This is a genomic window from Sphingomonas sp. 35-24ZXX (assembly GCF_000786215.1).
In the GTDB taxonomy this organism is placed as follows: Bacteria; Pseudomonadota; Alphaproteobacteria; order Sphingomonadales; family Sphingomonadaceae; genus Blastomonas.
In genome coordinates this window covers 709,555-721,562 of the sequence record NZ_JROG01000004.1, presented here as the reverse complement: position 1 = coordinate 721,562, position 12,008 = coordinate 709,555, and the positions used below count along the sequence as shown (strand labels likewise).

Below are 12,008 nucleotides of genomic sequence, written 5' to 3'. Positions count from 1 at the left end.
CACGAACGGCTGCGTCTATAGGCCGGGAAGGAATTGCGCGGCAAGCCCGTTCACCCGGCAAGCGCATCTGCAGGAAGGCCGATCGATCAGTCGGTGTTCAACCGGGCGCGCATTTCCTTGCCCGGCTTGAAATAGGGAACGCGCTTGGCGGGCACATCGACGGCCTCGCCCGTCCGTGGGTTGCGGCCCTTGCGCGGCTCGCGTGCGCGGGTGGAAAAGGCACCGAAGCCGCGCAGTTCGACACGGCCGCCTTCGGCCAACCGCTGGATGATGTTGTTGAAGAAGATGTCGAGGATCTTTTCGATCTCCTCGGGCCGCAGTTCGGGATTTTCATCCGCTAAGTGCTGCAGCAGCTCCGATCGTATCATGGCCAATCTCCTGCAATCGATTACACGACGGGATGGATACAACGAAGCACGCCCAAAAGCTCCGCCCGTTAATCAATTGACCAGCCCCCCGACAAGCCAATACGCCAAGCCGTGAAACGGAAGGCGCAGGTGCATGTGCCGGACTGCCCGCGAGCGGTAATCCAACCCTGGAATGCTGTCAGAATTCGTGCCTGAATTCAACGTCGTTCTTGGCCGATGGCGATCAAGATAGGACCGACAGATGTAAAAAGGGGCACCGGCTGTGCGCCGATGCCCCTTTTTGAAACGGGGTCTGCCCTTTCGGGCGGACCGAACCGTCGATCAGTCTTCGCGCTGCTTGAGAGCGGCGCCCAGGATGTCGCCCAGCGATGCGCCCGAGTCGGACGAACCATACTGCGCCACGGCCTGCTTTTCTTCGGCCAGCTGGTGTGCCTTGACCGAGAAGGTCGGCTTGCGCGAACGGTCGAAGCCGGTAACCATGGCATCGAGCTTCTGGCCGACCTGGAAACGGTCAGGACGCTGTTCGTCGCGGTCGCGGCCCAGATCGTTGCGCTTGATGAAGCCGGTCGCTCCATCTTCGCCCACCTGGACTTCCAGACCACCGTCGCGCACTTCGAGCACGGTGACGGTGACGACTTCGTTCTTGCGCAAGTTGGAGCTGTCCGCACCGCCAACGGCAGGCGCGCCCTTTTCCAGTTGCTTCATGCCGAGCGAGATACGCTCCTTTTCGACATCGACGTCCAGAACGATCGCCTTGACCTGTTCACCCTTGAGGTGGAGGTTGAGCGCGTCTTCACCCGAGATGCCCCAGGCGATATCCGACATGTGGACCATGCCGTCGACGTCGCCATCCAGGCCGATGAACAGACCGAATTCGGTCGCGTTCTTGACTTCGCCTTCGACGACGCTGCCCACCGGGTGCTTTTCTGCAAAGGCGTCCCAGGGGTTCGACTGCGCCTGCTTGAGGCCCAGCGAAATGCGGCGCTTTTCGGCATCGACTTCCAGAACGATGACATCGACTTCCTGGCTGGTCGAAACGATCTTGCCGGGATGGACATTCTTCTTGGTCCACGACATTTCCGAAACGTGCACCAGACCTTCGATACCGGGCTCCAGCTCCACGAACGCGCCGTATTCGGTGATGTTGGTGACAGCACCGGTGAGCTTCGCGCCGACGGGGTACTTGACGCTGGCGCCTTCCCACGGATCGCTTTCGAGCTGCTTCATGCCCAGCGAGATGCGCTGCGTTTCCGAATTGATGCGGATGATCTGCACCTTGACGGTCTCACCGATGGTGATCGCTTCGCTGGGGTGGTTGATGCGCTTGTAGCTGATGTCGGTGACATGCAGCAGGCCATCGATGCCGCCCAGGTCGACGAACGCACCGTAATCGGTGATGTTCTTGACGATACCGTCGATGATCTGACCTTCGGCCAGCGACTGGATGAGGCCGGTGCGCTGTTCTGCGCGGGTTTCTTCCAGAACGGCGCGACGCGAGACAACGATGTTGCCGCGACGACGGTCCATCTTGAGGATCTGGAACGGCTGCGGAATGTCCATCAGCGGGGTGACATCGCGCACGGGGCGGATATCGACCTGGCTGCCGGGCAGGAAGGCCACGGCGCCGTCGAGATCGACGGTGAAGCCGCCCTTGACGCGGCCGAAGATCACGCCTTCGACGCGCTTGCCTTCGCCAAATTCGCTTTCCAGCTTGTCCCATGCGGCTTCGCGGCGTGCGCGGTCGCGCGACAGCATCGCTTCACCATCGGCATTTTCGATCCGATCGACATAGACTTCGACTTCGTCACCGACCTTGAGGCCGTGATCCTGACCGGGCGCCGCGAATTCACGCAGGGCCACGCGGCCTTCCGACTTCAGGCCAACGTCGATGACAGCCTTGTCGTTTTCAATTGCGGTAACCGTGCCCTTGACGACGCGGCCTTCGAATCCACCGTCGGTGGCAGCGCCGCCGCCCAGTGATTCGTCGAGAAGTGCTGCGAAATCATCGCGGCTGGGAAATGCCGTAGAGGCCATAAATCCTGTATTCCTTAAACTGTTTTGTCCGGCCAGCCGGTTGTCTCCGGCGGTCTTGGCCCAACCTGCCCCCCGGGCCGAATGCACCGGAAAGCGCCCGAAAAGCGCAGTTTACGGGGGACAGCAGCCGATATGCGAACAGCGCGAACGGCCGCGCGGGCCGCTTGCGGCGCGTGCGATGTTCACGACGGTCGAAACATCTAGGGTCGGGCGGATGATCCGCCTTCTGCCCTGCTGTTCACCAGCTCAATGGCTCTTTGAACGGCCTGCCCTATAGTCAAATCGCTGGTATCAAGCAAGAGCGCGTCACTGGCGGGTTTGAGCGGGGCAACCGCCCGGCTGGAATCGCGTGCGTCGCGTGCCGCCAGATCCGCCGCGATCTCCGCCAGCGTTACCTGCTCGCCGCGCCGCACCATCTCGTTGAACCGCCGCGCGGCGCGTGCAGCGACGCTCGCGGTAACGAACAGCTTGGCCTCGGCCCCTGGTGCGATCACCGTGCCGATGTCCCGGCCATCGAGCACGGCCCCTGCCGGCTGCCCCGCAAAGGCGCGCTGGCGTTCCAGCAACGCTGCGCGCACCGCCGGGTGCCGCGAGGCGCGACTGGCCAGCCCGCCCGCCATCTCGGACCGCAGATGCTCGTCTGCCAGCAGCGCATCGTCGAACGCGCAGCCCGCCAGTGCCTCATCGGCATTGTCAGGATCGCCTCCCAGTCGCACCGCCATCACCCCGACCGCACGATAGAGCAGTCCGGTATCCAGATGCGGCAATCCGAAATGCGCCGCCAGCGCCTTGGCGATCGTTCCTTTGCCGCTCGCGGTGGGCCCATCGACGGCGATGATCATCGCTTCGCAGCCTGTTGCTTCAGATCCCCTTCGAACTGCGCTTCCATCCGGGAATTGAAGCCTTGCAGTTCATCGGGGTTCACGAACGCGTTCGCATCGCCCGCAATCTGACGCCTGCGCTTGTCGGCCAGCGCAAAGAAATTGTCGTGGTTGGCCAGGAAGATATCCGCCCTGATGCCCTTCACCTTGGCAAAGGTACCGCGAAACGCCGCGACCATGCCCGGATAGGCTTCGGGCACCAGCGACTGGCCGGCAACCGTGGCGCTGCAATGCAGGAACGCCTGGCGTTGCGTACCGTCGGCAGCCTTGACCGGCAGGCTCCAGGATGTGCAGCCCGGCGAATGACCAGGGGTCAGGTGTGCGGTCAAAGCTGCACCGCCCAGCGCGATGACATCGCCGTCACCGATCAACCGGTCGACGCGCACCGGCGGAAAGCGCATGCCCTGGCTCGGCCCATGGTCGATCGCTCCTGCTTCCAGGAAAGGCTTGTCGGCAGCGCTGGCGAGCATCTGCGCGCCGCTGGCCCGCTGCAGCCCCGCCAGCCCGCCTGCGTGATCAATATGCGCGTGCGTATTGAGCAGGTATTTCACGTCGGCAATATCGAAGCCCAGCGCCTTGATGTTGCCGATGATCTGCGGGACCGACTGCGCCAGCACTCCGTCGATCAGAACATGTCCATCCGGAGTGGTGATCAGAAAGGCACTGACCGTTGCCGTGCCAACATAATGCAAATTTCCCGCGATGGTGAATGGCGCGAAGGGCTCATTCCAGCGGCCCTCCTTGGCAAACCCCTCGACCGGAGCCGCCTGCGCCGCATCGATTTGCGCATCGGTCGCCAGGCGCGATGCGGGGACGGGCTGTGCCCCGGCACACCCCGCGCCGATTGCCGCAAACATGGCCGCAATGATGATCCGCTTCATGATGCACGCTCTTCCCGTTGTTTGCGCGATGATCCCGCCCGTCGCTCTCGCGCAGCCTTGACCAGACCGACCAACGCGATCCCGCCCCAGGCGGTCTCCAGGATCACCGCAGCCAGATTGAAGTGGACCGACAGCGATAGCAACAACAGGATCGAGCCTGCCAGGTTGACCGCATTGAACAGCAGCTTGTCGATCCGCTCGACGATATTGGCATAGGCAAAGCCGCCGATGAACAGAACGCTGCCGATGACGCCGACAATGTTTGCGACGAGCGGCGTCATGCCCCGCCCGTCGTGCGTGCCAGCAGGCTGAGGAAATCGGGAAAGCTGGTCGCGATCGGGCGGGTGTCGTCGACCTCGACGCCAGCGCGGCTGACCAGGCCCGCAACCGCAAAGCTCATCGCGATGCGGTGGTCGAGCAGCGTCGCCACCGGGCCGCCGCCGGGCAGCAGAGCGCCGCCGCTGCCGGTAATGACCAGCCCGTCCTCGCGCTCTTCCACCTGCACTCCGATCGCTTCCAGCCCGCGCGCCATCGTGGCGAGCCGGTCGGATTCCTTGACCCGCAGTTCGTCGAGACCGCTGGTGACCGTGGTCCCTTCCGCTTGCGCAGCGGCAATGAAGAACACGGGAAATTCGTCGACCATGCTCGGCACGATCGCGGGATCGACGGTGATGCCCTTGAGGGCGCTCGCCCGCACCCGCAGGTCCGCCACCGGTTCGCCGCCCACTGTGCGCTCGTTCAGCCGCTCGATCTGCCCGCCCATCTGCTCGAGCACCGTGACGATCCCGCTGCGGGTGACGTTCATTCCGACATTTTCGATGATGAGGTCCGACCCCGGAACGATCAGCGCCGCCACGATGAAGAAGGCCGCCGAGGAGGGGTCGCCAGGCACGACGATGTCCTGCGCGGTCAGATCGCACGGGCCGGTGACCGAAATGTGCCTGACGCCGTCCGCATCGGTCTCCACGACCAGATCCGCGCCAAAGCCCTTGAGCATCTTCTCGCTATGGTCGCGCGTCGCTACCGGCTCGATCACCGTGGTGGTCCCCGGCGTATTCAACGCGGCAAGCAGGATCGCCGACTTTACCTGGGCAGACGCGACCGGCAGCCGGTAGGTAATCGGCACCGCCGGGTTGATCCCCCGCACCATCAGCGGCAGCGTGCCGCCGGGGCTGGCGTTGAACTCCGCCCCCATCAGACCCAGCGGATCAGTGACGCGCGCCATCGGACGGCGGCTGAGCGAGGCATCGCCAGTGAACATCGCGGTGATCGGATGGCTGGCAACCAGCCCCATCAGCAGCCGTGTCGAGGTGCCGCTGTTGCCCATGTCGAGCGCCTGGCCAGGCTGCATCAGTCCGCCGACCCCCACGCCGTGGACTGTCCAGATGCCGTCGTCACCGCGCACGATATCTGCGCCCATCGCCCGCATGGCGGCGGCGGTGGCAAGCACGTCCTCGCCCTCGAGCAGGCCAGAGATGCGGCTCTCCCCCACGCACAGCGCCGAGAGCATCAGAGCACGGTGGGAAATCGACTTGTCGCCGGGCACACAGATGGTGCCCGTCAGCGCGGAACCTGCGGAAAAGCGGCGCGGGGTTGCGGCCTCTTGCGAATGATGGGCCATGATATCCTGTACAATTGGGTTTGGGCAGGCATGTGCTGCACGGAGGAAAAGCGACGCAGCTTTTGACAGCGGCACAAAGCTATGGCAAGGCGCACGCCGATTTTCCGAACACGGCGACTGCCGTCTTGCGGAAGCCTGCATCTCTCCACACATAATCAAACATCTACCAGAACCGAGGCATTATTCATGATCAAGGCTGAATGGGGCGCCAAGCACAGTTGCCCGAAATGCGGCACCCGCTTCTACGATCTTGGCAAGGACGACCCTGTCTCCTGCATCAACTGCGGCAACAGCTGGACTCCCGAGCCCGTGCTGAAGTCCAAGCAGCCGCTGCCCTTCGAGGAAGAAAAGAAGAAGGTCATCGAGAAGGAGGACGTGGATCTGGCCGATGAGGATCTGGACATCGACGAGGACGGCGATTCGCCGGACAACGATGTCGATCTGGGCGGTGACGACGATCTGGGCGTGGCGGCAGCCGACGACAAGGACGAGGAAACCTGAGGGTTTTCCGACCCACCGGATACCGAATGCGAAATATCGGCAAGGGGCGAAATTAGCCCCTTGCCACCACCCGATGGCTCGACTAAAGGGCTGTCCTTCCCGACGCCGGGGACCCAAAACCGGCGCAAATGGGGCCTTAGCTCAGCTGGGAGAGCGCTACACTGGCAGTGTAGAGGTCAGCGGTTCGATCCCGCTAGGCTCCACCATTTTCCTTCCGTTGCTTTACCGTCTCCTCCGACCGAATTCGGAGTGAATGGCTATCGTGCTGCGCCGCGCTGGCGTAGAACCGGCTCCACGGAGGCACGGACATGACCACCCTTCTCATCGCAGGCGCAACCGGTCTTGTCGGACAAGAAACGCTCGCACGCGCGCTGGCTGACCCGCGCATCACGCGCGTCACCGCCCTCACCCGCCGCGCGCTGCCGCCACATGCCAAGCTCACCAACCCGATCGTCGATTTCGAGGGGCTGCCGCTGGATGCCGACTGGTGGCGCGCCGATGCCGTGATCTGCGCGCTGGGGACAACGCGGGCCAAGGCGGGATCGGCAGAGGCCTTCATTCGCGTCGACCACGACTATCCGCTCGCCATCGCGCGCTCTGCGCGTCAGCACGGGGCACAGGCCTTTGCGTTGGTCTCTGCGATCGGTGCGGATGCGACCTCCAGCCTGCTCTACAACCGCACCAAGGGCGAGGTGGAGGCGAGCATCGCTGCGCTCGACTATCCCAGCTATACCATCGTCCGCCCCGGCCTGATCGGCGGCGAGCGCGACGAGTTCCGGGCTGCCGAGCGCGTGTCCGAGGCGATCCTGCGTGCGTTTGCACCGGTGCTGCCGCGCGGATGGCGGATCAGCCCGGCCGGGAACATCGCCCAGGCGCTGATCGAGGCAGCGGTGGCAGCAGCGCCAGGGCGGCACATCGTCTCGGCCGCCGCACTCGCCTGACCGAAAGGCCGCGCCTACTGCTTGGGCACGCCCGCCTTATCGCGGAGAGCCTTGAACTCGGACCCCGGCTTCCACTGCGGCCAGCGCGCCGAGTTGGCGAGCTCCGCACCGATCAGCCCGACCAGTTCGATATCCTGCACCGCGCCATCCAGGTTCCAGTCCGGGCCCCACGCGTCGCAGGCCTGGTGATAGCACTGGCCGGTATAGGCATCGATCCATGCCTGCCCGGCCGCATTGCCGCCTTGCTTCAGGTTAGAGGCGCCCGCGATGCCCATCAGCAGCATCACCGGCACGCCGCGCTTGGCGAACGAGAAATGGTCGGCGCGGTAGAACAGACCGCGTTCGGGCAGGCTTTCGGGCGTCACGGTGCGGCCCTGGGTGGCGGCCACCCGCGCCATGTCGTCTTCCAGCGTGTTCTGCCCCTTGCCGACCAGCACGACATCGTTGGCCGCACCCGCTGTCTGCAGGATGTCGAGACCCAGATTGGCAACGGTCCTGGCCATCGGGTAGACCGGGTTGGCGGCATAATATTCAGAGCCCAGCAGGCCGCGCTCTTCGGCCGTCCACACGCCGAACACCACGCTGCGCTGCGGAGCGGGCTGCGCCTTCATCGCGCGCGCGATCTCCAGCATGCCCGCGATCCCCAAAGCATCGTCATTCGCGCCTGCACGGTAGATGCGGCCCTCGGCATCGGGCTTGCCCTCGCCATAGGCATCCCAGTGCGCGCCGATCATTACGACCTCTTCGGGCCGGGTGCTTCCGGGAATCTTGGCCAGCACATTGTGGCTGGTGACGACCTCGGGAACCACCGGAATGTCGGCGTTCAAGGTCACGCCCTTGAGCTCGATGGGGCGGAAGCCGGGCGAGCGGGCCGCCAGCTCCAGCTTCGCCAAATCCTGCCCCGCCGCCTGGAACAGCCGCGCCGACATCGCGGCAGAAAGCCAGCCCTGCAGCTTCAGGCTGCTCAAGGCATCGGGCGCGCGGACGATGTCATAATTCTCGCCGCCGGGGCTGATCACGACGTTCCAGCCATAGCCCACGCCTGCGGCATTGTGCACGATCAGCGCCGCGACAGCGCCCTGACGCGCGGCTTCCTCGAACTTGTAGGTCCAGCGGCCGTAATAGGTCATCGTCCGGTCGCCGAACTTGCCTGCAGCAGGTTCACCGGGCGCTGCGGCGAAATCGGGATCGTTGATCAGGAACACCGCGACCTTGCCCTTGAGGTCCGCGCCCTTGAAATCGTCCCAGCCGCGCTCGTCCGCCTTCACGCCATAGCCGACAAAGACCAACGGCGCGTTTTCGATCTTCGCCACGTCTTCGGGGCGGATGGTGGACAGATAGATATCCTCGGCGGGCTTGGCGGCAACAGCGCCCGCCGGAGTCGCGAACGCCAGCTGGCGCGGGGTCTGCAACCGCGTGTGGAGCAGCGGCACCTTCTGCAGCCAGTCGCCGTCGGGCCCTGCGGGCTCAAGCCCCAGCGCCTCGAAGCGCGCGATCAGATAGCCCAGCGTGCGGTCCTCTCCGCGCGTGCCGGGGGCGCGGCCCTCGAACGTATCGGAAGCAAGCGTGCGGACGGTCTGCGTGAGCCTGTCAGGATCGACCGACATCGGTGCCTGGGCAGAAGCGGGGGATGACAGGGCAGCGCTGGCTGCGGCGAGGAGCAAAAGCGGTTTCAGCATCGGCCACCCTTAACGGCGGCAGGCAAGCAGGCGCAAGCGCCACGGTGCGACCACAGCCCGATTGCGGAGCCGGAAGAGCTGGAGCGTTCTAGTCGGCCAGCATCGAGGCCGCCGCCGACAGGGCAAGGCCCGACATCAGCAGTCGCCGCAGGGTCAGGCTGGAAGGCAGGCCGGTGACCTTGATCGCGTCGGCCAGCCCCGCAACGATGGCGCGCGTACCCGACCCGGTCGATTCCTCCCAGCGCGGTCGCAAGGCCGCCGCAAGAGAGGCGCTGCGCACCAGCAGAATATCCTGGATGCGCGAGCCGGGGCGGGCGCCGAGTTCCTGCTTGTAGCCGCTATCCCCTGCGCCCCAGTCGATCTGGCGACTACCCTGCGCCAGGCCGTCATCGATCGCGTGAACCGTCACGATCTGGCCGGGCGAAAAGGCCGCAAAATCATGGTCATAGCTGCTGGCGATGCCATATTGCAGCGACCCGCAGAGCATATCGAGCGAGAAGGCGATCGGCCGGTCGCCGACATAGAGCAGGCTTGCCGTCAGCATCCGCGCGAGCTCTGGGTCACTCACGACGCGCCGCCAGTGCGCCATCATGTGCGGATTGAGGAACTTGGCGCCGCTGCGATCGGTGCGCGTGCCCACCCAGCTGTTCTCCTCGATCTGCCGCAGATCGTGGAACACCTGGTCGGACCAGTCGCTGCCGCGCACGGTGCGCAGGCTGAGCGGCCCCTGCTCTTCCAGCCGGCTGGCCATGCGGCGCAGCTTCTTGCGGCGCGACTTGCTGGGCCATCCGTCGGCAGCACCCGGCGCGGGCAGATCCTGGATGAAGCTCTGACCGATGTCGCGGACCAGCACATGCCACCCGGTTGCATCTGCCGCCGCGGTTATCAACTGCGCCAGGCGGTCGTCGTGATAGATCGGCCCCAGGCGCAGCAACGGGCCGATGGCCGCCTGCGTCACCGGATGATCGAGCACCGCCCGCATGTCGCCCACGCCGATGCTCGGATCCAGCGCGGCGCTGCGAAACGGCCAGTAGCTGCCTGCCAGCGCCCGCGCCTTGAACCCCGACGGGCCCAGCGGCCGCAGCGGCAGGGCAAGAATTTCGCTGCCGTCGCCGCGCCGTGCGACGAGAGTCGAGAGGATTTCGGGTTCTCCACGGCAGAACCAGGCATCGCGCAGAAAGCCGTGGCTGGCGGGAGCTGCCGCTGCGAGCTGGTTGATGACTGGCGACACACCCGGCACCACCACGCAGTCGATCGCACCCAGCGCTACCGCTTGAGTCCGCAACCGCTTGGGGTCGATGTGCATCATGGGCCTCTCCTGCGGATGTGCGTGCCCGCCCAGTCATGCCAGCGAGACGATAAGCGAAGGTAAACCGGCGTGCAGATTATCGGAAAGATGGCCGCCGAAGCAAGCAGCTCCGGCGACCGTCTTTCCCTCACTGGGTCAGGATCAGAATTCAGACCAGTCCTCGTCATCGTCCTTCAGCGCCAGGTTGCCCGAGACCCGGGGCATGCGCGCCGGCTTTCTCGGCGCGGCGGCATAGGACCGGCGCTGGGTCGGCGCCATCGGCGCGTCGCCCAGCTGGAACCGTCCCACCTTGGCGGCGAGTTCCTCGGCTTCGCTGGCCAGGCTGCGCGCCGAGGCGGCGGTCTCTTCCACCATCGCGGCATTCTGCTGGGTCATCTTGTCCATGTCGCCCACGGCCGAGTTGACCTGCACCATGCTCGCCGACTGGCTTTCCGCCGATGCGGCAATGCGGGTGATGACCTGGCTGACTTCGCCGACGCGTTCGACGATGCGGTTGAGCATCGTGCCGGTTTCACCCACCAGCTTCACGCCGTTGTCGACATGTTCGGTGCTGTTGCTGATCAGGACCTTGATCTCCTGCGCCGCATCCGCGCAGCGCTGCGCGAGCGCTCGCACCTCGTGCGCGACGACGGCAAAGCCCTTGCCGGCATCGCCGGCGCGGGCCGCTTCCACACCGGCGTTCAGTGCCAGCAGGTTGGTCTGGAAAGCGATGCCATCAATCACCGTGATGATCTTGCCGATTTCGCTCGACGATTTCTCGATCGAATCCATCGCGCCGACTGCCTTGCCGACGATCTCGCCGCCTTCGGTGGCCTCGGCCTGCATCTTGGCCATCTCGGTATTGACCGCGACGGCGCTGCGGGTGGTTTCCTGCACCATGTCGGTCGCCGCGCGCATCGCAGCGGCGGTTTCCTCGAGCGAGGCTGCCTGTTCCTCGGTCCGCGAAGCCAGATCGTCGGCTCCGGTGCGAATTTCTCCGCTGCCCGACGAAATCACGCTGACGCTGGAACTGACCGCAAGCAGCGTATCGCGGAGCGAGGCGGTGGCGGCGTTGAAGTCCTTTTCGACCTGGGCATATTCGGATGGCAGGCCCGCCATCTGCGCGGTCAGGTCGCCTTCGGCCAGTTGCTTGAGCGCCGTGCCCATCTGGCCCAGCACCACGGCGCGGACCTTTTCTTCGGCACCCGCGAAATAGGTCGACAGCGCGACATCGATATCGAGCAGCGACACCTTGACCAATGCCGCGACATCGCGCGCCAGCTTGCGCCGACCGGGCACGAAGCGCAGCAGACCCGGAGAGATCATCCCGTGGATCATCTCTTCCAGGATCAGCGCATAGCCGCCGACATACCATTTGGGTTCCAGGCCGATCCGGGCGTGCACCTGGCCCACGCCAACGGCACGGTTCATGTACTCGTCGGTGAGACCGTCACCGAAGATCTTCATCCAGTGGCTATGCTGCGCGTTCTTGGCATAATCGAGCCGCGACGGATCCGAAAAAAAGCCCTTGAGCTCGGGGATGGCCCCGACCTTGCGGTAGAATTTTTCCAGAGCGCGATTGACGTGGCGACCGAGCGACCGCTTGACCCTGCGGAAGGTCGAACGATCGGTGCGGTTCAATTCGTAGAACTCAAGCCTCTCCTGCAATCCGGATTGCATTTCCTTTTCTCCCAAAAAAGGTAAAACAACTCTCCGGGCAAGGCATAGACGGAGGCGGTTAATCAGCGGTTTCCGCGGCGAAAAAACCTCAAAAACGGTGGTAAACGGGCATTAACACTCCCGCGCAGGCGAAA

11 protein-coding genes and 1 tRNA gene are annotated in these 12,008 nt (G+C 64.7%); 3 read left to right on the top strand and 9 right to left on the bottom strand.

Annotation, left to right across the window (positions count from 1 at the left end; genetic code table 11):
• Nucleotides 1-86 precede the first annotated feature (86 nt).
• From LI72_RS11520 to aroA, 6 genes are all read right to left on the bottom strand, one after another.
• Nucleotides 87-368 (bottom strand): integration host factor subunit beta, encoded by a 282-nt coding sequence (locus LI72_RS11520; protein ID WP_033925962.1) that lies wholly within the window; start codon nt 366-368, stop codon nt 87-89.
• Nucleotides 369-689: 321 nt separating this feature from the next.
• Complete coding sequence (gene rpsA, locus LI72_RS11515) at nt 690-2,402, bottom strand: 30S ribosomal protein S1 (RefSeq protein WP_033925961.1); 1,713 nt, start codon at nt 2,400-2,402, stop codon at nt 690-692.
• Nucleotides 2,403-2,602: 200 nt separating this feature from the next.
• The gene (cmk, locus tag LI72_RS11510; protein ID WP_033925960.1) at nt 2,603-3,244 is read right to left on the bottom strand and encodes a (d)CMP kinase; all 642 of its coding nucleotides are present in this window, start codon (nt 3,242-3,244) and stop codon (nt 2,603-2,605) included.
• Entirely contained in the window at nt 3,241-4,164 is a 924-nt protein-coding gene (gene bla, locus LI72_RS11505; RefSeq protein ID WP_033925959.1) for a subclass B3 metallo-beta-lactamase, read from the bottom strand. The genes cmk and bla overlap by 4 nt, the downstream gene beginning before the upstream one ends.
• The gene (locus LI72_RS11500; protein ID WP_033925958.1) at nt 4,161-4,445 is read right to left on the bottom strand and encodes a CBU_0592 family membrane protein; all 285 of its coding nucleotides are present in this window, start codon (nt 4,443-4,445) and stop codon (nt 4,161-4,163) included. The genes bla and LI72_RS11500 overlap by 4 nt, the downstream gene beginning before the upstream one ends.
• Nucleotides 4,442-5,785 (bottom strand): 3-phosphoshikimate 1-carboxyvinyltransferase, encoded by a 1,344-nt coding sequence (gene aroA, locus LI72_RS11495; protein ID WP_033925957.1) that lies wholly within the window; start codon nt 5,783-5,785, stop codon nt 4,442-4,444. Before aroA ends, LI72_RS11500 begins: the two co-directional genes overlap by 4 nt.
• Nucleotides 5,786-5,971: 186 nt before the next feature.
• Between aroA and LI72_RS11490 the strand changes: the two genes are divergently transcribed.
• The 3 genes from LI72_RS11490 to LI72_RS11480 all read left to right on the top strand — a co-directional run bounded on the left by LI72_RS11490 (nt 5,972) and on the right by LI72_RS11480 (nt 7,227).
• Nucleotides 5,972-6,286 (top strand): FYDLN acid domain-containing protein, encoded by a 315-nt coding sequence (locus tag LI72_RS11490; protein WP_017669778.1) that lies wholly within the window; start codon nt 5,972-5,974, stop codon nt 6,284-6,286.
• Between the two features lie 130 nt (nt 6,287-6,416).
• A tRNA-Ala gene (locus LI72_RS11485) sits at nt 6,417-6,492 on the top strand.
• 102 nt (nt 6,493-6,594) lie between these two features.
• Entirely contained in the window at nt 6,595-7,227 is a 633-nt protein-coding gene (locus LI72_RS11480; RefSeq protein WP_033925956.1) for an NAD(P)H-binding protein, read from the top strand.
• Between the two features lie 14 nt (nt 7,228-7,241).
• Here LI72_RS11480 and LI72_RS11475 read toward each other — a convergent pair whose 3' ends face one another.
• The 3 genes from LI72_RS11475 to LI72_RS11465 form a co-directional block, all read right to left on the bottom strand.
• Nucleotides 7,242-8,906 carry a M20/M25/M40 family metallo-hydrolase gene (locus LI72_RS11475; protein ID WP_033925955.1) on the bottom strand — a complete coding sequence of 555 codons (1,665 nt, stop codon included), beginning with the start codon at nt 8,904-8,906 and terminating at the stop codon, nt 7,242-7,244.
• An 88-nt stretch (nt 8,907-8,994) separates the two neighbouring features.
• Nucleotides 8,995-10,215 (bottom strand): GNAT family N-acetyltransferase, encoded by a 1,221-nt coding sequence (locus LI72_RS11470; RefSeq protein WP_033925954.1) that lies wholly within the window; start codon nt 10,213-10,215, stop codon nt 8,995-8,997.
• Nucleotides 10,216-10,356: 141 nt separating this feature from the next.
• Entirely contained in the window at nt 10,357-11,874 is a 1,518-nt protein-coding gene (locus LI72_RS11465; RefSeq protein WP_033925953.1) for a globin-coupled sensor protein, read from the bottom strand.
• Nucleotides 11,875-12,008: the final 134 nt, after the last annotated feature.

Bases quoted from the DNA above. Each gene is read 5' to 3' on its own strand.
- bla (WP_033925959.1), bottom strand. From the start codon at position 4,164: ATGAAGCGGATCATCATTGCGGCCATGTTTGCGGCAATCGGCGCGGGG.
- rpsA (WP_033925961.1), bottom strand. From the start codon at position 2,402: ATGGCCTCTACGGCATTTCCCAGCCGCGATGATTTCGCAGCACTTCTC.
- LI72_RS11490 (WP_017669778.1), top strand. From the start codon at position 5,972: ATGATCAAGGCTGAATGGGGCGCCAAGCACAGTTGCCCGAAATGCGGC.
- LI72_RS11480 (WP_033925956.1), top strand. From the start codon at position 6,595: ATGACCACCCTTCTCATCGCAGGCGCAACCGGTCTTGTCGGACAAGAA.
- LI72_RS11520 (WP_033925962.1), bottom strand. From the start codon at position 368: ATGATACGATCGGAGCTGCTGCAGCACTTAGCGGATGAAAATCCCGAA.
- LI72_RS11470 (WP_033925954.1), bottom strand. From the start codon at position 10,215: ATGATGCACATCGACCCCAAGCGGTTGCGGACTCAAGCGGTAGCGCTG.
- cmk (WP_033925960.1), bottom strand. From the start codon at position 3,244: ATGATCATCGCCGTCGATGGGCCCACCGCGAGCGGCAAAGGAACGATC.
- aroA (WP_033925957.1), bottom strand. From the start codon at position 5,785: ATGGCCCATCATTCGCAAGAGGCCGCAACCCCGCGCCGCTTTTCCGCA.
- LI72_RS11465 (WP_033925953.1), bottom strand. From the start codon at position 11,874: ATGCAATCCGGATTGCAGGAGAGGCTTGAGTTCTACGAATTGAACCGC.
- LI72_RS11500 (WP_033925958.1), bottom strand. From the start codon at position 4,445: ATGACGCCGCTCGTCGCAAACATTGTCGGCGTCATCGGCAGCGTTCTG.
- LI72_RS11475 (WP_033925955.1), bottom strand. From the start codon at position 8,906: ATGCTGAAACCGCTTTTGCTCCTCGCCGCAGCCAGCGCTGCCCTGTCA.